Source organism: Streptomyces sp. NPDC051976, assembly GCF_040680795.1.
Lineage (GTDB): Bacteria > Actinomycetota > Actinomycetes > Streptomycetales > Streptomycetaceae > Actinacidiphila.
Genome location: NZ_JBFAXL010000030.1, coordinates 88,866 through 107,671 on the forward strand (window position 1 = coordinate 88,866; position 18,806 = coordinate 107,671).

The following is an 18,806-nucleotide window of genomic DNA, read 5'->3' on the forward strand; positions in this document are numbered from 1 at the left end:
CGGTATGGCGGATGGTGTCTGATGAGTGCCATGGTCCGGAACCACGGGTGGGTGCCGAGCCGCGGGCTCCAGCCCCTCGGCCCGGCGGTTCCGGTCGTGCTCACCGCGGCCGCCTACTACGGCGCGGCCCGCCTCGGCCTGCTGGAGCAGCTGGTACGCGGCCAGGTCACCCCGCTCTGGCCGCCGACGGGCATCGCGGTCGCCGCCCTGCTGATCTTCGGCCTGCGGGTGTGGCCGGGCATCGCGCTCGGCGCCCTGGTGGCCAATGTGACCCTCGGCCCGTCGGTCGGCGCCGTGTTGATGATCGTCCTGGGGAACACCCTCGCCACGGTCTGCGCGTATCTGCTGCTGCGCCGCGCGGGCTTCCACGACGGGATGGACCGGCTCCGGGACGCGGTGACGCTGGTCTTCCTGGGCGCGCTGTGCGGCACCCTCATCAGCGCGACCACCGGCACCTCCACGCTGGTGATCAGCGGCGCGCTGGACGGAGGCGACTTCTGGCCCACCTGGTCGGTGTGGTGGACCGGCGACGCGATGGGGGTGCTGGTGGTGACCCCGTTCCTGCTGCTGCTGCGCCGGTTCCGCTTCCCGCGCGCGGCGCCGCCGCTGCGCTGGGCCGAGGCGGCGGTGCTGTCGGCGGGCCTGGTGCTGGTCACCGTGCTGGTGACGCGTACGAGCAGCAACTCGCTGCTCTTCCTGATCTTCCCGTTCCTGATGTGGGCCGCGTTCCGCTTCGGGCTCGCCGGGGCGGCCCCGGCCGCGCTCTGCGTGTGCACGCTGGTGATCCTCGCCGCCGGGCGCGGCGACGGGCCCTTCGCCCACCACGACCTGCTGGCCAACATGGTCACGCTCCAGGCGTTCAACGGGGCCGCGGCGCTCACCGCACTGGTCCTCGCCGCCGTCGTCACCGAACGCGACCGCACCTACGAGGAGATCAAGCGCGTGTGCGACGAGCTGACCGACGTGGTGGTGGCGCTGCGCCTGGGCACGGACGCCGACCGGCGGCCGCCGGACGGCGGCTGAAGGCGGTCAGCGCAGCGACATGAGAGCCGCCTGGACCCGGTCGACGGCGGCCAGCCGGGTCGAGGCGTGCGCCGACAGGCGTACGGAGTCGGTCCGCACCGACGGGGTGACCTCGTGGGCGTGCAGTGCCTTGGCCACCCGCGCCGGATCGGTGCCGGGCATCCGGAAGGCGACGATGCCCGCCCGCTGGGCGGGTGCGGTGGGGGACAGCACCTCGCCGCCGCAGCTCCTGACGGTGTCGACGAGCTGGTCCACCCGGGTGGAGATGTGCGCCTCGACGGCCGCGACGCCGCTGCGTTCGAGCAGCTCCAGGGCGGCGGCGAGCGCGGCGGCGGTGATCGGGCTGAGATTGGTGATGCTCCAGCGCTGGGCGCCCGCGGCCGGCGGGTGCTCCAGGTCGTCGAAGAGGGCCACGTCCTCGATCCCGGTCCAGCCGGTGAGGGTGGGCTCCAGCCGTTCCAGCGCCCGGTCGGAGAGCGTGGCGAAGCCGGTGGCCCAGCTCGCCCGCAGCCACTTCTGGCCGCCCGCGACCACCACGTCGGCCGCCTGCCAGGGCAGCTCGGCGACGCCGAACGCCTGCATCGCGTCCACGATCAGCAGCCGGTCGCCGATCACCTCGCGCAGCGCCGCCAGATCGGTCCGGTAGCCGGTGCGGAAGTCCACCGCGCTGACCGACACCGCCACCACGTCGTCGGCCAGCGCGGCCCGTACGGTGTCGGCGGTGACCCGGCCGCGCTCGTCGGGCGCCAGCCAGCGCGGCTCCGCCCGGCCCAGCGCGGCGGTACGCCGCCAGGGGTAGTGGTTGGCGGGGAAGTCCGCGGCGGGCACCAGGACCGCGCCGGACGGCAGCCCGAAGGCGGCGTGGAACATCCCGGTGGAGGCGTTGGGCAGCAGCACGGTGTGCGCGGCGTCGGTGCCCGCCAGCCGGGCGGCGGCCTCGCGGGCCCGCGGCTCCGCGCGCATCAGGTCGTTGACGGTGTCCTGGTCGGCGCGGGCGGACCGGGCCAGCGCCTGCGTGGTCGCGGCCAGCACCTGGCGGGACGGCGGCCCGTAGCGGGCGAAGTCGAGATAGCCCTCCGGCTCCTCGAAGTGTTCGGCGTATCCGGCCAGCCCTCCGGCGCTGTGCCGCTGCGTCATGACGCTCCGCTCCTGTCCGGTCTCGCGCGGGTACGGACGGTGACGTACGACACCCGGGAGGCGCCGGGAACCCGCCGTACGTTCCCAGACTGACAGGGACGGCGACAATACGCGGGTGGATACGCGGGTGGAGCGGATGGAAGCGGCGAGAGCGGCGGGCACGGCGGGTTCGAGCGGGATGGCCCCGGAACCGGGGGCGACGCCGGACACCGACGCGGCACGGCGGCGGGGCCTGCGCAGGATGAAGCTGATCGCGACCGGCTTCCTGCTGGTCGCCACGCTCGTCTACGGGCTGGCCAAGTGGGCCGACGCGCGGGGAGCGGGGGCCTGGGCGGGATATGTGGCCGCAGCCGCGGAGGCGGGCATGGTCGGCGCGCTCGCCGACTGGTTCGCGGTGACCGCGCTCTTCCGGCGGCCGATGGGCCTGCCCATCCCGCACACCGCGATCATCCCGACGAAGAAGGACGCGCTGGGCGCCAGCCTCGGCGAGTTCGTCGGCGAGAACTTCCTGTCGGCGCAGGTGGTCCGCACCCGGCTGCGCGCGGTCGGCATCGGCGGCCGGCTCGGCGGCTGGCTGGCCGAGCCCGCCAACGCCGACAAGGTCACCGAGCAGGCCGCCGCGGCGCTGCGCGGCATGCTGACGGTGCTGCGCGACTCCGATGTGCAGGCGGTGGTCAGCGAGGCGATCACCCGGCGGGCGGACGCGCAGGAGATCGGCCCCGGGCTCGGCAAGATGCTGGAGCGGATCGTGGCCGACGGCGGGCACCGCCGGATGGTCGACCTGGTGTGCGTCCGCGCCCACGACTGGCTGGTCACCCACGGCGACTCGGTGATGGACGCGGTGCAGGGCGGCGCGCCGGGCTGGACGCCGCGCTTCGTGGACCGCAAGGTCGGCGAGCGGGTCTACAAGGAACTGCTGCGCTTCGTCACCGAGATGCGGGACTCGCCCCACCACCCGGCGCGCGGCGCGGTCGACCGCTTCCTCGGCGACTTCGCGGTGGAGCTGCAGTCCGACCCGGACACCCGGGCGCGGGTGGAGCGGCTGAAGAAGGACCTGCTGGCGCGCGGCGAGGTGCAGGACCTGATCGAGTCGGCGTGGGGCTCGGTGCGGTCGATGATGGTGGCGGCGGCCGAGGACGAGCGCAGCGAACTGCGGCTGCGGGCCCGCGCCTCGCTGCTGTCGCTCGGCACCCGGATGGCGACCGACCCGCGGCTGCAGGAGAAGGTCGACCACTGGCTGGAGGACGCGGCCACCTACCTGGTGACGACCTACCGCGACGAGATCACCTCGCTGATCTCGGAGACCGTGGCGGGCTGGGACGCCGACCAGACCTCGCGCAAGATCGAGGCCCATGTCGGGCGCGACCTGCAGTTCATCCGGATCAACGGCACCGTGGTCGGCGCGCTCGCGGGCCTGGCCATCTTCACGATCTCGCGGCTCGCGGGGGGCTGACGGGCGGCGCTCCCCGGCCGTATCCTCGCCGATGTGACGGTTCGTCAGAAAGGCGGTGCCGGGCGGCGGTCGGCGCGTCCGGGCGGTCCCGTGCGCTCCGGGCGGCGCGGCGCCGACGGGCGGCGGTCGGGCCGGCCGGTGGTGGCCGGCCCGGGGCGCGGCGCCGGACGGTCGCGGCTGCCGCGCGGCCCGGCGTACCCGGGCGCGGTGCCGGGGCGGCCCCGGCGGTCCCCGCTGGGACGCGCGCTGTGGGTGGCGGCCGAGCTGGCGATGACGGCGGGCGTGCTCGTACTCCTGCTGGTGGCACACCAGTTGTGGTGGACCAATGTGCAGGCGCACGCGGCGGCCCGGCGCGAGGTGGCGGCGCTGGAGCGGCAGTGGACCACCCCGGGGCCCTCGGCGGCCACCACGCCCGGGGACGACAGCCCGGTGGTGTCCGGGACGCCGACGACTGCCGCGACGGCCGCCGCGCCGCCGTCGGGCGACGCCGCCCCGGCCCGCGAGGACCTGGCCTTCGCGGTGATCCGCATCCCCCGGATCGGCGTCACCGCGCCCATCGCCGAGGGCACCAGCAAGCCGCACATCCTCAACCACGGCTACGTCGGCCACTACCCCGGCACGGCTGGCCCCGGGCAGACCGGGAACTTCGCGCTGGCCGGGCACCGCAACACCCACGGCGAGCCGTTCCGCTACATCAACCGGCTGCGGCCCGGCGACACCGTCGAGATCGAGACGGCCACCTACCGCTACACGTACGTGATCCGCCGGACCCTGCCGCAGACGTACGCCTCCGACGGCACGGTCGTCGCCCCGGTCCCCTACAGCTCGGTCCACCCGGGGGCGCGGATGAGCGGGGTCGACCGCTACATCACGCTGACCACCTGCACACCGGAGTTCACCTCGCGGTACCGGCTGATCGTGTGGGGCGTGCTGACGGGCGCCCACCCGAGGTAGGGCTTCTCGGCGGCGGGATCCACGAGGATTTCCGCGGTCTCACGGGTTGGGCCGGGGCTTGCGCGGGCCGGGGAAGTAGTTGGAGGATCGGACAAGACATCCGATGACCGTCCCCATGGGATGCCGTAGGACGACCCTCGATCACCACCTTCTCGACCAACGGAGAGCCACTGTGAAGCTGCTGCGAGTCGGACCCGCCGGGGCGGAGCGCCCGGCCCTGCTTGACGTCGACGGTGTGCTGCGCGACCTGAGCGGGCTGGTGCCCGACATCGACGGAGCGCTGCTCGCCGACGGGACGGCCCTCGAAGCGGTGGCCTCCGCCGCGGCCGACGGCTCGCTGCCGGTACTTGACCCGGGCCTGCGCGTCGGCCCGCCGCTGGGCCGGATCGGCAAGATCGTCTGCATCGGCCTCAACTACCACGACCACGCCGCCGAGACCGGTGCCCAGGCGCCCGCCGAGCCCGTCGTCTTCATGAAGGCGCCGGACACGGTGATCGGACCTGACGACACCGTCCTCGTGCCGCGCGGCAGCGAGAAGACCGACTGGGAGGTGGAGCTGGCCGTCGTCATCGGCCGCGAACTGCGCTACGCCGCCTCGCACGAGGAGGCGCTTGCCGCCGTCGCGGGCTACGCCATCGCCCACGACGTCTCCGAGCGCGCCTTCCAGATCGAGCGCGGCGGGCAGTGGGACAAGGGCAAGAACTGCGAGACGTTCAATCCGCTGGGGCCCTGGCTGGTCACCGCCGACGAGGTCGCCGACCCGCAGGACCTGACGCTGCGGCTGTGGGTCAACGGCGAGCTGAAGCAGGACGGTTCCACCGCCCGGCAGATCTTCCCGGTCGCGGAGGTCGTCCGCTACCTCAGCCACTTCATGACGCTCTACCCGGGTGACGTCATCAACACCGGTACCCCGGCGGGCGTCGCCATGGGCCAGCCCGAGCCCAAGCCGTACCTTCGTCCGGGGGACATTGTCGAGCTCAGCATCGATGGGCTCGGCACCCAGCGCCAGCAGTTCAAGTCCGCGTAGGCGCTGCGCTTGCGGAGGGCCAGGCACCGTACGTGCCCCGAAGGGGCGCGGGGACGCGGGCTGCGCTTGCGGTGGGCCAGGCACCGGTCGTGCCCCGTAGGGGCGCGGGGAACTGCGCGCTCAGCCCCCACCGGGCCGGTGGTCGGGAAACAACGCGTCTGCCCCATTGGGGCCGGTGGTGACCTGCAGCCACGCGACGGCTGGTCGCGCAGTTCCCCGCGCCCCTTCGGGGCACGACCTCCGCAAGCACAGCGCGCTTCCTCGCGCCCCTAAAGACGGGGCACCGTCCTACGCAAGCGCCGCGCAGCGGTTAGTCGAGGACGACGTGGCCGGGAGGCGGCATGTCGTTGGTGGTGCTGGGGACGTAGCCCAGGCAGTAGTTGTTGCCGCCGTAGTACTCGTCACCGTTGTTGAGCAGGAGATAGCCCGTCTGCGGGCCGACGATGCCGTCCACCTTCACGCCGCCGAACTCGTACGGACCCAGCTCCGTCTGGACCCAGCGGACCTGGTTGTAGGTGTTGTTGCCCCAGATGCCGTCCTCGGCGACGGTCCCGTGGCCGAGGTCGCGGGCGATGTCGTTCGCGAGGTGCTGCACGCACCACACGGCGTGCGGGTTGTTCGTGTACCCGTAGCCGACATACGGCGAGCTGGTGGAGGCGGACGCCGAGCCGACGCTCGCCGTCAGTGCCAGGCCCGCGGCCGCGGCGGCCACGGCCGTGCGGGCCAGGATCTTGCTGAACAAGGAAGGTCCCTTCGTCAAACTGCCGCCGGAAGGCGGACCGCCCCCCGGCGGCAGCAGACTCCCAAGCCCCGCCAACCGTTCGCTAACACCGCGCCAACGCCCGTACGGGCAAGGCGAGTTCAGCCGACAGCGGGTTCCGACAGGAACCGCGTCAGTCCCGCCACCACCAGCGCGTGGTCCTCGGCCTGTGGGAGACCCGAGACGCCGACCACACCGACGACGCCGACGCCCGCCACCCGCAGGGGAAACGCGCCGCCGTGCGCGGCGAAGAGATCCGGGTCGAGCCGGGAGGAGTCCTCGAAGGTGCGCCCCTTGGCGCGGAAGCGCTCGCCGACGGCCAGGGACGAGGCGGCGAACCGCTCGACGACGCGGGCCTTGCGGTCGAGCCACGCGTCGTTGTCGGGACTGGTGCCGTCCAACGCGTAGTGGAAGAGCTGCTGGCCGCCGCGCCTGATGTCCACCGTGACGGCCGCACCGCGCTCGCGGGCCAGCTCCACCAGCAGGCAGCCGAGCCGCCAGGCGTCGTCGTTGCTGAACCGCGGCAGCACCAACGCCTCTTCCTGGGCGGCGAGTTCGCGCAGCAGGGCAGCGCTGTCGGTGGCCCCGTCGCTCGCGGCGCTCACAGTGCCACCGCCTGGCCGAGGTGGGCGGAGCGCCGGGCGGCCTCCAGGACGTCGAGCGCCGCGGCGGCCTCCACCGCGGTGACCGGGGGAGCGGTGCCGTCCCGCAGCGCGGCGGCGACGGCCGCGTAGAAGGCGGGGTAGTCGCCGGGCACGGAGGGGACGGGCGCCGCGTTCTCGTCGGTGCCCAGGGTGCCCCAGTCGGACTCCGGCTCGACGCCCCAGGTGCTGCCCGGGACCGGCCGCAGCCCCTCGCGCAGGGCACCTTCCTGCGGGTCGAGCCCGTAGGTGACATAGCCGCCAGTGCTGCCCAGCACCCGGAAGCGCGGCCCGAGGCGGGGGGTGGTGGCGCTCATCCACAGATGCGAGCGGACGCCGCCGGCGTGGGTGAGCGCGACGAAGGCGTCGTCGTCCGCCGCGGCGCCCGGCCGCCGTACGTCGACCTCGGCGTAGACCCGCGAAACCGGGCCGAAGAGCGTCAGTGCCTGGTCGACGAGGTGGCTGCCCAGGTCGTACAGGAGCCCGCCGACGTCGGCCGGGTCGCCGGACTCGCGCCAGCCGCCCTTGAGCTGCGGGCGCCAGCGCTCGAAGCGGGACTCGAAGCGCCGCACCTCGCCGAGCGCGCCCTTGTCGAGCAGCGCCCGCAGGGTGAGGAAGTCGCTGTCCCAGCGGCGGTTCTGGAAGACCGTGAGCAGCAGGCCCTCCCGCTCGGCCAGCGCCGCCAGCTCGCGTGCCTCGGCGGCGGTCCCGGCCAGCGGCTTGTCCACCACGACCGGCAGCCCGGCCCGCAGCGCGGCCTTGGCCAGCGGCACATGGGTGCGGTTGGGGGAGGCCAGGACGACCAGGTCGAGCCCGGCCGCGCGCGACCACAGCTCGTCGGCGCTCGCCGCGAAGGACACCTCCGGGTGTTCGGCGCGGGCCTGGGCGCGCCGCTCCGGGTCGCTGGTGACGATCGTGTCCAGGACCAGGCCCTCGGTGGCGGCGATCAGCGGGGCGTGGAAGAAGGAACCGGCCGGGCCGTAGCCGACGAGGCCGACACGCAGGGGGGTACCGGGAGGAGTGCTCATGGCAGCCACTTTGGCAACAGTGTTGCCAAAGTGCAAGCGCAAGGGACAATGGCCGGGTGAACCCGTCCACGTCCGGCGCCAACCTGCCCGCCCTCCGCAGCCACAACGCGGCCCTCGTCCTGGATCTGCTGCGTGCCGCCACGCTGGCCGCGCCCGGTGCGGACCGCGGCATCAGCCGCCTGGAACTGGCCGAGCGGACCGGTCTGACGCCGCAGGCGGTCAGCAAGATCACCGCCCGGCTGCGGGCGGACGGGCTGGTCGAGGAGGCGGGCCGCCGCGCCTCGACCGGCGGCAAGCCGCGCACCGAACTGCGGCTCGCGGTCACGGCCCGGTACGCGGTGGGCGTGCACCTCGACGGCGAGCGGCTCACCGCCGTCCTCACCGACCTCGCCGGCCGCACCGTCGCCGACCGCGAGGCGCCGCTCGACCTCGGCCTGCCGGTCGGCGACGCCCTGGACGCGATCGTCGACGAGGTACGGCGCACCGCCGCGGCCGCCCCCGGTGCGGTCCTCGGCGTGGGCGTCGGCATGCGCGGCCCCCTCGACCACCGCACCGGCACCCTCCACCGCGTCACCGGCTTCCCCCACTGGGCCGGCGTCCCCCTCCGCACCACCCTCAGCACCCGCCTCCACCTCCCGGTGGCCCTCGACAAGAACACCAACGCCGCCGCCCTCTCCGTCCTGGCGGAAGCGACCCCGCGAGTGCCGTCCGTCGAAAGCGCCCCCGGGGACGCCGGAGCGTCCTTCGCGTATCTGCATCTCGGGACCGGGCTCGGGGCCGCGCTGGTGCTGGGTGGGGGGTTGTTCCGTGGGGGGCGGACGGGGGCGGGGGAGTTCGGGCATCAGGTGGTGGAGCTGGACGGGCCGCTGTGCAAGTGCGGGAACCGTGGGTGTCTGGAGGCGCTGTGCCTGGCGGCGGTGGGGCGGGGGGATGTGGCGGGGGCCGCGCGGCTGCTCGGGGTGGGGGCGGCGAATCTGGTGGCGCTGCTCGACATCGACCGGGTGGTCCTCGGCGGCCGGACCGTACTCGCCGACAAGGCGGTCTTCGCGGAGGGTGTGGCCGCCGTGCTGGCGGAGCGGGCCGGGCCCGCCGCCGCCCCCGTGCCGGTCGCCTTCGCCGCCGCGGGCCCGCGCGCCGTCGCGGAGGGCGCGGCGCTGCTCGCCCTCGCCCCGCTCTACGGCCATGCCGCCCTCGGCTGAGCCGCGGCCGGAGCGACGCCGCCCGTCTGCGAGGATCACACCATGAGCGAAGCGGCGGATCCCCATGCCCCGATCCGGGCGGGCATCCCGGAGCACGGGCGGGTGCCCAAGTACTTCGCCGTCAAGGCGCGCCTCGAAGTGCTGCTCGACGAACTGGGCGAGGGCGGACTGCTGCCCACCGAAAGGGAGTTGGCGGCCCGCTTCGAGGTGGCCAGGGAGACGGTGCGGCAGGCGCTGCGTGAACTGCTGATCCAGGGCCGGGTGCGCCGCCGCGGGCGCGGCACCGTCGTGGCCGGGCCCAAGCTGGAGCAGCCGCTGTCGACGGCGAGCTACACCGAGGGCGTACGGCGCCAGGGCCTCACCCCCGGCCGTAACCTCATCGGCCTGGAGCGGCTCGACGCCGACCCCGTACTGGCCGCGGAACTGCGGCTCGCACCCGGCGACCCGGTCTGGCACATGGAGCGGGTGCTGCTCGCCGACGAGGAGCGGGTCGGGCTGGAGAGCACCTATCTGTCGGTGGCCCGACTGCCCCACCTGGAACGGGACTTCGCGCCCGACACCTCCTTCTACGCCTATCTGCGCGACCGGATCGGCGTCGAGCCGGTGTCGGTGGACGAGCGGATCGAGACGGTGCTCGCCACCCCGCGCGAGGCGCTGCTGATCGGCACGCCGCCGGCGCTGCCGATGCTGCTGCTGCACCGCTCCAGCCGGGACGCCGCGGGCGCGCCCCTGGAGCGGGTGCGCTCGCTCTACCGGGGCGACCGCTTCAGCTTCACCGTCCACCTCGACAAGCGGAACTGAGCCCCGGGCCGCGCCCGCCCGCCCCGGAACCGCCCCGTCCAGGATCCGCCCCGGACCCGCCCCGCCCTGGATTCGTGCCGTCCACTGCCCCTAATATGGTCACGGAAAGATAACGGGTCTAGGCCAGACTTGCGACCCTGTTCACCCGCCGGTCGGCAACCCGTCGCAACCCGTCCATCTACCGCCGGGAGTCTCGTCGCCGTGAGAGTCACTGTCGTAGGAGCCGGGGTGCTGGGCACCATGCACGCCTGGCACGCCATAGAACGCGGCCATGAGGTCGTCCACCTGGAGCGCGAGCGCGAGGCCCGCGGCGCGTCCGTACGCAACTTCGGCCTGGTCTGGGTCGGTGGCAGGGCCTCCGGGCCCGAGCTCGCCACCGCCCTGCGGGCCCGCGAGCTCTGGGAGGAGATCGGCCGCCGGGTGCCGGGCACCGGCTTCCGGGCCAACGGCTCGCTGACGGTCGTCCGCACGCCCGCGGAAGCGGCCGTCGCCGAGGAGGTGCTGGGCCGCCCCGACGCCGCCGAGCGCGGCTTCCGGTGGCTGTCGGCCGCCGAGGCACGGGCCCACAACCCGGCCCTGCGCGGCGAGTTCACCGGGGCGCTGCTGTGCGAGCGGGACGCCGCCGTCGAGTCGCGCGTCGCCCTCCCGGCGCTGCGCGCCCACCTCGCCGCCACCGGCCGCTACACCTACGTCCCGGGCCGCGAGGTCCGCGAGGTCGAGACCGGACGGGTCCGCGACGACCACGGGGACTCGTACGCGTCCGACAGCGTCGTCGTCGCCACCGGCGCCTGGCTGTCCGGCCTCGCCCGGGAGCTGGCCCCCGAGCTTCCGGTCCGCCGGGTCCGGCTGCAGATGGCGCAGACCGACGCGCTCGGCGAGCCGCTGACCACATCCGTCGCCGACGCCGACAGCTTCCGCTACTACCCCGCCTACGAGGGCGGCGCGCTCGACGCCCTGCGCACGGGCCAGCCGCAGCCGCCGGTCGCCGCCGAGCACCGGATGCAGCTGCTCATGGTGCAGCGCCTCGACGGCGGTCTGACCATCGGCGACACCCACGAATACGACGAGCCCTTCGCCTTCGACGTCGTCGAGGACCCGTACGACCACCTGCTGGGCCGGGCCGCCGAACTCCTCGGCCGCCCGCTGCCCCGGATCCGCCGCCGCTGGGCCGGGGTGTACGCGCAGTGCGTGGCCACCACCGAGGTGGTCCACCGCGAGCAGGTGCGGGACGGGGTGTGGCTGGTCACCGGCCCCGGTGGCCGGGGCATGACCTGCTCGCCTGCGATCGGCGAGGCGACAGCGCACGAGATCGGCTGGTGAACGACATGACCGACAACCGCACCCCCGCCCCCGGATCCGGATCCGGCATCCGGCTGGTGGTCCTCGACATGGCGGGAACCACCGTCGCCGACGACGGCCTGGTGGAGCTGGCCTTCTCCAGCGCCGCGGCCGAACTCGGCGTCGAGCCCGGCAGCGCGGACCACACCGCCAAGCTGGAGTACGTCCGCGCCACCATGGGCGAGTCCAAGATCACCGTCTTCCGCGCCCTGTTCGGCGACGAGGAGCGCGCCCGGCGCGCCAACACCGCCTTCGAGCAGGCGTACGCCGCCCTCGTCGACGGCGGCCGCTGCGCACCGCTGCCCGGCGCCGCCGAGGCGATCGAGGCGCTGCGCGCCGACGGCCGCAAGGTCGCCCTGACCACCGGCTTCGCCCGCACCACCCAGGACGCGATCCTCGACGCACTCGGCTGGCAGGACATCGCCGACCTCACCCTCTGCCCGGCCGACGCCGGCCGCGGCCGCCCCTACCCCGACATGGTGCTCACCGCGCTGCTGCGCACCGGCACCGACGCCGTCGGCGAGATCGCGGTGGCCGGTGACACCGCCTACGACATGCTCAGCGGCGTACGCGCCGGGGCCGCGGTCGTGGCGGGCGTGCTCACCGGCGCGCATGACGAGCCCGCGCTGCGCGCCGCCGGGGCCACCCACGTCCTGCCGTCGGTCGCCGCACTTCCCGCGCTGGTCAGGGGAGAGTGATGGGAGCCGCACGGGCCGGGGAGATCCGCTTCGACCGGCTGACGGTCACCTACGGCGGCCGCAAGGGCGACGGGAAGAGCGGGCAGACCGTACTCGACGCGCTCGACCTGACCGTCGAGCCCGGCGAGGTGATGGCCCTGCTCGGCCCGTCCGGCTCCGGCAAGACCACCGCGCTGCGGGCCGTCGCCGGATTCGTCCAGCCGTCCGGCGGCCGGGTGCTGATCGGCGGCCGGGACGTCACCGGCCTGCCGCCGTACCGGCGTGGCGTCGGCATGGTCGTCCAGCAGTACGCGCTCTTCCCGCATCTGCGGGTCGAGCAGAACGTGGCCTTCGGGCTCAAGGCCCAGCGGGTGCCGCGCGCCGAGATCCCCGGGCGGGTCGCCGAGGTGCTCGACATGACGGGTATGGCCGCCTATGCGCGGCGCTACCCGCGCGAGCTCTCCGGCGGCCAGCAGCAGCGCGTCGCGATCGCCCGCGCCCTGGCCATCCGGCCCGGGGTGCTCCTGCTGGACGAGCCGCTGTCCGCGCTGGACGCGCAGCTCCGCTCCGGCATGCTCGCCGAACTCGCCCGGCTGCACCGCGAGTTGCCCGAGATGACGATCCTCTACGTCACCCACGACCAGATCGAGGCGTTGACCCTCGCCGACCGGATCGCCGTACTCGACCAGTCCCGGCTGCAGGACTGCGGCACCCCCCACGACCTCTACCGCCACCCCCGCACCGCCTTCACGGCCACGTTCGTCGGCAACGCGAACCTGCTGCCCGTGACGGCGGAGGCGGACGGCGGCCTGCGGCTGGGCGACGCGACCCTGCGCCTGGGACCGGAGGCGCCGGCCCCGGGCGCCGGCGCCGAGGCGACCCTGTGCGTCCGCCCGCACGCCCTGCGCCTCCTGCCGCTCGCGGCGGCCCCGCGGCTCACCGACGACGCCGCCGGTGACGACACGCCCGGCGCGGAGCGCAATGTGCTGCGCGGCACCGTCACCGCCGTGCAGTGGCGCGGCCACACCCACCGGCTGATGGTCGACGCGCACGGTCACGACGTCCGCGCGGACGTCGGTGACCTGCGGGAACCGCCGCAGGTCGGGTCGCCGGTGGCGCTCACCTTCGACGCCCAGGACGCCGTGCTGCTGCCCGGCGGCCTGGCGGTGGCGGGAGGTGTCGGCGTTGGCCGGGGCTGAGGCACTCACCGGGCCGCGGGCCGGCGCCTGGCGGCCACGATGGCGCGGGCTGCCGACCTGGGTCTACGCGCTGCCGCCCGTCGCCGGCCTCGGGCTGGTCTTCCTGTACCCGCTCGCGCTGGTCGGCTGGCAGTCGGTGTCGCCGGACAGCGGCGGGCACTCGACGGCCGCGTACCGCGAGATCTTCACCGAGGAGTCGTTCCGCAAGGCGCTGTGGAACACCGTCTGGATCGCGGTCGGTTCGACGGCGGGCTGCATGGTGCTGGGCTTCGCGCTGGCGCTGGTGATCGCCTTCGTGCCCTTCCCCGGCGGCAAGGCGCTCAGCAGGTTCATCGACATCTTCCTGGCCTTCCCGTCCTTCCTGATCACCCTCGCGCTGCTCTTCCTCTACGGCACCGTCGGCATGGCCAACGGCCTGTGGACCGACGTCACCGGCGCGGCGAGCGGCCCCGTCGACTTCCTGCGCACCCCGTGGGGAGTGCTCCTCGCCGAGGTCACCTACTTCACGCCCTTCGTGATGCGCCCGCTGCTCGCGGCCTTCTCCCAGGTGGACACCGCCCAGTTGGAGGCCGCCTCGTCGCTCGGCGCACGGGCGCCGAGGATCGTACGGCAGGTGATCCTGCCCGAGGCGCTGCCCTCGCTCGCCGCCGGCGGCAGCCTCGTCCTGGTCATGTGCCTCAACGAGTTCGGCATCGTGCTCTTCACCGGCGCCAAGGGCGTCACCACGCTGCCGATGCTCGTCTACAGCAAGGCGATCCTGGACGGCGACTACCCGGGGGCGTGCGCGGTCGCCGTCGTCTCGGTGGCGCTGTCGGTCTCGCTCTACGCCCTCTACCGGGTCGTCGTCGCCCGCACCGCCGTGGGAGGTGGCCGCCGTGCTGGTGCATAGCAGGGCCGGGCGCTGGGCCGCCTGGACCGTCTTCTTCGCGCTCTTCCTGCCGCTGTTCGCGCTGCCGCTGCTGGTCATCGTGATGGCGTCGTTCGCCACGAACTGGAGCGGCGCGTTCCCGTCCCACCCGACGCTGAGCCACTACCAGGACATCGCCAAGGGCGACTCGCTGCACGCCCTGACCACCAGCCTGCTCACCGCGCTCGCGGCCAGCGCGCTCGCCCTGCTGCTCGGCGGCTGGGCCGCGCTCGCCGCGGAACGCCTGCGCGGCGGGGTACGGCGGGTGCTGGACGGGCTGTTCATGCTGCCCGTCGCGGTGCCCTCGGTGGTCGTCGGCCTGTCGCTGCTGGTGGCGTTCTCCAAACCGCCGCTGCTGCTCAACGGCACCGCGCGGATCGTCATCCTGGCGCACACCGTCCTGGTGACCGCCTTCGCCTACCAGTCAGTGAGCGCCGCGCTCACCCGGCTCGACCCCGCCTACGAACAGAGCGCCGCGAGCCTCGGCGCCCGCCCCGGCTATGTGCTGTGGCGGATCCGCATCCCCCTGCTGCTGCCCTCGCTGACCGCCGCCGCCGGGCTCTGCTTCGCCCTGTCCATGGGGGAGCTGAGCGCCACGATGATGCTCTACCCGCCGGACTGGCTGCCGCTGCCCGTCGCGATCTACGGGGCCACCAACCGCGGCTCGCTCTTCGCCGGTGCGGCGCTGGCCGTCGCCCTGATGACCGCCACCCTCCTCGTCCTGCTCGCGATGTCCCGGCTGCGCACCCGCGCCTCCTACCGCTGATCGCCCACCCGCTCACCGCTCACCGCTGACCTCTTTCTCTCCTCTTCTCTCCTCTTTCCCTCCGCCGAACAAGGAGCTCGATCTGTCATGCCCAAGCGCCCCCTTACCCCGCTCACCGCCGTCGTCGGCGCCCTCTCCCTCGGCCTGGTACTGACCGCCTGCGGCGGCTCGTCCGACTCCGGTTCCTCGGACGGCAAGGCGTCCACCTCGGTCACCGTGTACAGCGCCGACGGCCTGCACAGTGACGCCGGTGACGGTTTCTACGACAAGGTGTTCAAGGACTTCACGGCGAAGACCGGGATCAAGGTCGACTACGTGGAGGGCGGCTCCGGCGAGATGGTGCAGCGCCTGGTGCGGGAGAAGTCCAACACCAAGGCCGACCTCGTCGTGACGCTGCCGCCGTTCATCCAGCAGGCGGGCGCCAAGGGCCTGCTGGACACCTACCGGCCCGCCGGGTCGGACAAGGTGGCGGCGGCGGACAAGAGCGCCGACGGCACCTGGACTTCGATCGTGAACAACTACCTGTGCTTCATCTACAACACCAAGGAGCTCCCGCAGCCGCCCAAGACGTGGAACGACCTGCTGGACGGGAAGTTCAAGGGCAAGCTGCAGTACTCGACCCCGGGCGTGGCCGGTGACGGCACCGCCGTGATGATCAAGGCGATGCACGACTTCGGCGGCAAGGGCCCCGCCATGGACTACCTGAAGAAGCTGCAGTCCAACAACGTCGGCCCGTCGGCCTCCACCGGCCAGCTCGCCGCCAAGGTCGACAAGGGCGAGCTGCTGGTCGCCAACGGCGATGTGCAGATGAACTACGCGGACATGGCGTCCATGCCGCACCAGGGCATCTTCTTCCCCGCCGCCGACTCCACCGGCAAGCCCACCACCTTCGCGCTGCCGTACGCCGCGGGCCTGGTGAAGAACGCGCCGCACGCGGACGCCGGGAAGAAGCTGCTGGACTTCCTGCTCACCACCGAGGTCCAGCAGGAGGTCTCGTCGGTGGGCGGCGGCTTCGCGGCCCGCAGCGACGTGACCGCGAACGACCCCAACGCGGCGAAGCTGAAGCAGATCATGGCCGGGGTGGACGTCTTCACCCCGGACTGGAAGGACGTCAACGACAACCTGGCGTCGTACGTGGACGCCTGGAAGAACGCGACCGGCAGCTGACCAGCACGCGAGACGGCCGGGGCGGTCCTCATCCGCCCCGGCTACGCTGAGCAGCCCGACGCACGAAGGACAGGAGACGGATCCGTGTCGAACCGCAGGCCCATCGACTCGTGGCTGACCGACATGGACGGGGTGCTGATCCACGAGGGCACGCCCATCCCCGGCGCCGACGCCTTCATCAAGGGGCTGAAGGAGTCCGGCAAGCCGTTCCTGGTGCTCACCAACAACTCCATCTACACCCCGCGCGATCTGCACGCCCGGCTCAGCCGGATGGGACTCGACGTGCCCGTCGAGAACATCTGGACCTCCGCGCTCGCCACCGCCAAGTTCCTGGACGACCAGCGGCCCGGCGGCACCGCGTATGTGATCGGCGAGGCGGGACTGACCACCGCGCTGCACGACATCGGCTACATCCTGACCGACTCCGACCCCGACTACGTGGTGCTCGGCGAGACCCGCACCTACAGCTTCGAGGCGCTCACCAAGGCGATCCGGCTGATCAACGGCGGGGCCAGGTTCATCTGCACCAACCCCGACGAGACCGGCCCGTCGCCCGAGGGTGTGCTGCCCGCCACCGGCTCGGTGGCCGCGCTGATCACCAAGGCCACCGGCAAGGACCCGTACTTCGTCGGCAAGCCGAACCCGCTGATGATGCGGGCCGGGCTCAACGCGATCGGCGCGCACTCCGAGGCCAGCGCCATGATCGGGGACCGGATGGACACCGATGTGCTGGCCGGGCTGGAGTCCGGCATGACGACCTTCCTGGTGCTGACCGGGCTGACGACGCCCGAGGACGTCGACCGCTACCCCTTCCGGCCCTCGCGGGTCGTGGAGTCGATCGCGGATCTGATCGCCGAGATCTGACCGGCGCCGTCCTCACCCGCGCGGGGGCCTTGATCGGTCACTCTGCGTAGAGCGCGGGTCACTCCGATGGGTCAGTGGACCGCCCTCCGGCGTGCGGGGGGCGGTCGGCCCGGGGATGTTCGTAGCACCGGTGCGCGTCCCCGCCCCGGTCGAGCGGAGGTCCTCATGTTTCGTCTGAAGGTTCCTGCCATCGCCGCCGCCGGTGCGGCCACCGTCTTCGCCCTCGGAGGGTTCTCGTCCCTCCCCGGCAGCCGGGCTCTGGCCGACGACGGCGGTGGTGGAGGCCCGGGGGACTCCTCGGTCAGCTCCGCCGCGACGACGGACGCCGGTTCCTCGGCGGCGGACGGCGGCGCGGACGTGGGCGCGGACGTGGGGGTGGGTACGGACGCCGGTGCCGGGGCGGACGCGGGGGCCTCCGCCGGCGCCGACTCCATGGCGGTCTCGCCGTCCAGCGTGGCGCCCGGCGGGGTGGTCACCCTGCACCTGCAGACGTCCTGCAAGTCGGGCGGAAAGGCCAAGGCCAGCGCCGAGGTGTTCGTGGACACCGTCACGCTCGCGCCCGCCTCGGACGGCTCGCACGGCCTGGAGGGCAGCGCGTTCATCAAGTCCGACGCGGTCGAGGGCTCGTACGCCATCTCCGTGCAGTGCGACGGGAAGACCAGCTCCGCGTCGGCGTCGATCACCGTCACCACGGGCGGCTCCAGCCTGCTGCCCATCGCGCCGGTGCCCGCGGGCGGCGGCGGCACCGCGCAGCTCGCGGCGGGCCCCGGCTCCGCGGGTACGGGTGACGGCCCGCTGCTGGCCACCGGCGCGTTCGCCGCGGCCGGGCTCGCCGGGCTCGCGGTCTACCGCCGCCGCACCGCCGACCGCGGCTGACCCGGCATGATCGGAGGGGCCGACGGCCGGGACGCCGACGACGGCCCGCGGCCGGACAACCGCACCTGGACGACGGTCGCCGTCGCCCTGGTACTGCTCGCGGCCTGGCTGCTGGGCCACGGCGGCACGGGCGGTGGCGCGGCGGCCGACCTCACGCCGGGCGGCCGTGCGCTGGCCGCCGCCGCGGCCGACCACCCCGCGCAGGTCTACGCCCCGCACCTTCCGCTGGCCGCGTCCCGGCCGGTGCACATCGACATCGGCGCGATCGGGGTGCACGCCGCCGTCGTCGGGCGCGGCCTCAAGGACGGCGCCGTCGACCCGCCGCCGTACGACACACCCGATGTCGCGGGCTGGTACCGCGACGGCCCCTCCCCGGGCGCCGCCGGGGCCGCCGTCATCGTCGGCCATGTCGACACCGAGACCCGCGCCGCGGTCTTCTACGCCCTCAGCACCGTCCGCCCCGGCGCCCTCATCGAGGTGACCCGCGCCGACCGCACCGTCGCCGAGTTCTCGGTCGAGGCCGTCGAGGTCGTCCAGAAGGACCACTTCGACGCCACCCGCGTCTACGGCTCCACCACCCGCCCCGAACTCCGCCTCATCACCTGCGGCGGCACCTTCGACCGCACCACCCAGACCTACTCCGCCAACATCGTCGTCTTCTCCACCCTCACCGGCACCCACCCCGCCTAGCGCTTCCAGCGCGGCCGCCAGTCGGGGTTCAGCGCCCGCGGCGCGGGCTTCCGGCACCCCGCCCCTTGCACCTGCGGCGCGGGCTTCGGGCTGCGCCGGGTTTCTGCCTCCAGCGGACCTTCCGGCTGCCTCCCGGCAATGTGCCTGCGGCGCGGCTTCGGGCATCGCCGCCGCGTGGCTCCTGGGTCAACTCCACTTCCCGACCTGCCCGCCCGCTGCCTCTGGCAGCGGGCGGGGCGGGGGGGGGGGGGGGTTTGGGGGGCGGGGGGGGGCGCTCCCCCGGGGACGGGCGCGGGGCG

Annotated in this window: 19 protein-coding genes; 15 read left to right on the plus strand and 4 right to left on the minus strand. The window is 73.8% G+C overall.

Annotated elements, in window-relative coordinates:
- Window positions 1-30 precede the first annotated feature (30 nt).
- Window positions 31-1,023, plus strand: a complete 993-nt coding sequence (locus AB0M29_RS26810; RefSeq protein ID WP_365386937.1) for an MASE1 domain-containing protein — start codon at window positions 31-33, stop codon at window positions 1,021-1,023.
- Between the two features lie 6 nt (window positions 1,024-1,029).
- On the opposite strand, the gene AB0M29_RS26815 is transcribed toward AB0M29_RS26810, so the two are convergent.
- A complete protein-coding gene (locus AB0M29_RS26815) occupies window positions 1,030-2,160 on the minus strand; it encodes an aminotransferase class V-fold PLP-dependent enzyme (protein WP_365386939.1) in 1,131 nt (376 codons plus the stop codon).
- 136 nt (window positions 2,161-2,296) lie between these two features.
- On the opposite strand from AB0M29_RS26815, the gene AB0M29_RS26820 reads away from it, so the two are divergent.
- From AB0M29_RS26820 to AB0M29_RS26830, 3 genes are all read left to right on the plus strand, one after another.
- On the plus strand, window positions 2,297-3,613 hold the full coding sequence (locus AB0M29_RS26820; RefSeq protein ID WP_365386977.1) for a DUF445 domain-containing protein: 1,317 nt from the start codon (window positions 2,297-2,299) through the stop codon (window positions 3,611-3,613).
- Between the two features lie 33 nt (window positions 3,614-3,646).
- Window positions 3,647-4,567: a class E sortase gene (locus AB0M29_RS26825; protein ID WP_365386941.1), complete on the plus strand. Its 921-nt coding sequence runs from the start codon at window positions 3,647-3,649 to the stop codon at window positions 4,565-4,567.
- Window positions 4,568-4,739: 172 nt separating this feature from the next.
- The gene (locus AB0M29_RS26830) at window positions 4,740-5,594 is read left to right on the plus strand and encodes a fumarylacetoacetate hydrolase family protein (RefSeq protein ID WP_365386943.1); all 855 of its coding nucleotides are present in this window, start codon (window positions 4,740-4,742) and stop codon (window positions 5,592-5,594) included.
- Window positions 5,595-5,904: 310 nt separating this feature from the next.
- Here the strand turns inward: AB0M29_RS26830 and AB0M29_RS26835 are convergent, their stop codons facing one another.
- The 3 genes from AB0M29_RS26835 to AB0M29_RS26845 all read right to left on the minus strand — a co-directional run bounded on the left by AB0M29_RS26835 (window position 5,905) and on the right by AB0M29_RS26845 (window position 8,023).
- Window positions 5,905-6,336 (minus strand): peptidoglycan-binding domain-containing protein, encoded by a 432-nt coding sequence (locus AB0M29_RS26835; protein WP_365386945.1) that lies wholly within the window; start codon window positions 6,334-6,336, stop codon window positions 5,905-5,907.
- Between the two features lie 119 nt (window positions 6,337-6,455).
- A complete protein-coding gene (locus tag AB0M29_RS26840; protein ID WP_365386947.1) occupies window positions 6,456-6,959 on the minus strand; it encodes a heme-degrading domain-containing protein in 504 nt (167 codons plus the stop codon).
- Window positions 6,956-8,023 carry a Gfo/Idh/MocA family oxidoreductase gene (locus tag AB0M29_RS26845; RefSeq protein WP_365386949.1) on the minus strand — a complete coding sequence of 356 codons (1,068 nt, stop codon included), beginning with the start codon at window positions 8,021-8,023 and terminating at the stop codon, window positions 6,956-6,958. Before AB0M29_RS26845 ends, AB0M29_RS26840 begins: the two co-directional genes overlap by 4 nt.
- A 56-nt stretch (window positions 8,024-8,079) precedes the next feature.
- Between AB0M29_RS26845 and AB0M29_RS26850 the strand changes: the two genes are divergently transcribed.
- The 11 genes from AB0M29_RS26850 to AB0M29_RS26900 all read left to right on the plus strand — a co-directional run bounded on the left by AB0M29_RS26850 (window position 8,080) and on the right by AB0M29_RS26900 (window position 18,507).
- Window positions 8,080-9,222, plus strand: coding sequence for an ROK family transcriptional regulator (locus AB0M29_RS26850; protein WP_365386951.1), 1,143 nt, complete (start codon window positions 8,080-8,082; stop codon window positions 9,220-9,222).
- Window positions 9,223-9,264: 42 nt separating this feature from the next.
- Complete coding sequence (locus AB0M29_RS26855; RefSeq protein ID WP_365386954.1) at window positions 9,265-10,023, plus strand: GntR family transcriptional regulator; 759 nt, start codon at window positions 9,265-9,267, stop codon at window positions 10,021-10,023.
- A gap of 201 nt (window positions 10,024-10,224) precedes the next feature.
- Complete coding sequence (locus AB0M29_RS26860; protein WP_365386956.1) at window positions 10,225-11,343, plus strand: TIGR03364 family FAD-dependent oxidoreductase; 1,119 nt, start codon at window positions 10,225-10,227, stop codon at window positions 11,341-11,343.
- A gap of 5 nt (window positions 11,344-11,348) precedes the next feature.
- Window positions 11,349-12,059: a phosphonatase-like hydrolase gene (locus AB0M29_RS26865; protein WP_365386957.1), complete on the plus strand. Its 711-nt coding sequence runs from the start codon at window positions 11,349-11,351 to the stop codon at window positions 12,057-12,059.
- Window positions 12,059-13,237: an ABC transporter ATP-binding protein gene (locus AB0M29_RS26870; protein ID WP_365386960.1), complete on the plus strand. Its 1,179-nt coding sequence runs from the start codon at window positions 12,059-12,061 to the stop codon at window positions 13,235-13,237. The genes AB0M29_RS26865 and AB0M29_RS26870 overlap by 1 nt, the downstream gene beginning before the upstream one ends.
- Window positions 13,224-14,126, plus strand: coding sequence for a 2-aminoethylphosphonate ABC transporter permease subunit (locus AB0M29_RS26875; RefSeq protein ID WP_365386961.1), 903 nt, complete (start codon window positions 13,224-13,226; stop codon window positions 14,124-14,126). Before AB0M29_RS26870 ends, AB0M29_RS26875 begins: the two co-directional genes overlap by 14 nt.
- Window positions 14,113-14,910: an ABC transporter permease subunit gene (locus AB0M29_RS26880; RefSeq protein ID WP_365386963.1), complete on the plus strand. Its 798-nt coding sequence runs from the start codon at window positions 14,113-14,115 to the stop codon at window positions 14,908-14,910. Before AB0M29_RS26875 ends, AB0M29_RS26880 begins: the two co-directional genes overlap by 14 nt.
- Window positions 14,911-14,997: 87 nt before the next feature.
- Complete coding sequence (locus AB0M29_RS26885; RefSeq protein ID WP_365386965.1) at window positions 14,998-16,077, plus strand: 2-aminoethylphosphonate ABC transporter substrate-binding protein; 1,080 nt, start codon at window positions 14,998-15,000, stop codon at window positions 16,075-16,077.
- An 84-nt stretch (window positions 16,078-16,161) separates the two neighbouring features.
- Window positions 16,162-16,941, plus strand: coding sequence for an HAD-IIA family hydrolase (locus AB0M29_RS26890; protein ID WP_365386967.1), 780 nt, complete (start codon window positions 16,162-16,164; stop codon window positions 16,939-16,941).
- Between the two features lie 165 nt (window positions 16,942-17,106).
- Window positions 17,107-17,817, plus strand: a complete 711-nt coding sequence (locus AB0M29_RS26895) for a hypothetical protein (RefSeq protein WP_365386970.1) — start codon at window positions 17,107-17,109, stop codon at window positions 17,815-17,817.
- 6 nt (window positions 17,818-17,823) lie between these two features.
- Window positions 17,824-18,507 (plus strand): class F sortase, encoded by a 684-nt coding sequence (locus tag AB0M29_RS26900; protein WP_365386971.1) that lies wholly within the window; start codon window positions 17,824-17,826, stop codon window positions 18,505-18,507.
- Window positions 18,508-18,806 lie beyond the last annotated feature (299 nt).

What these genes read in the sequence shown, in the direction of transcription:
- AB0M29_RS26815 (WP_365386939.1), bottom strand. Translation starts at nt 2,160, where the DNA reads ATGACGCAGCGGCACAGCGCCGGAGGGCTGGCCGGATACGCCGAACAC.
- AB0M29_RS26810 (WP_365386937.1), top strand. Translation starts at nt 31, where the DNA reads ATGGTCCGGAACCACGGGTGGGTGCCGAGCCGCGGGCTCCAGCCCCTC.
- AB0M29_RS26845 (WP_365386949.1), bottom strand. Translation starts at nt 8,023, where the DNA reads ATGAGCACTCCTCCCGGTACCCCCCTGCGTGTCGGCCTCGTCGGCTAC.
- AB0M29_RS26900 (WP_365386971.1), top strand. Translation starts at nt 17,824, where the DNA reads ATGATCGGAGGGGCCGACGGCCGGGACGCCGACGACGGCCCGCGGCCG.
- AB0M29_RS26865 (WP_365386957.1), top strand. Translation starts at nt 11,349, where the DNA reads ATGACCGACAACCGCACCCCCGCCCCCGGATCCGGATCCGGCATCCGG.
- AB0M29_RS26855 (WP_365386954.1), top strand. Translation starts at nt 9,265, where the DNA reads ATGAGCGAAGCGGCGGATCCCCATGCCCCGATCCGGGCGGGCATCCCG.
- AB0M29_RS26895 (WP_365386970.1), top strand. Translation starts at nt 17,107, where the DNA reads ATGTTTCGTCTGAAGGTTCCTGCCATCGCCGCCGCCGGTGCGGCCACC.
- AB0M29_RS26870 (WP_365386960.1), top strand. Translation starts at nt 12,059, where the DNA reads ATGGGAGCCGCACGGGCCGGGGAGATCCGCTTCGACCGGCTGACGGTC.
- AB0M29_RS26820 (WP_365386977.1), top strand. Translation starts at nt 2,297, where the DNA reads ATGGAAGCGGCGAGAGCGGCGGGCACGGCGGGTTCGAGCGGGATGGCC.
- AB0M29_RS26885 (WP_365386965.1), top strand. Translation starts at nt 14,998, where the DNA reads ATGCCCAAGCGCCCCCTTACCCCGCTCACCGCCGTCGTCGGCGCCCTC.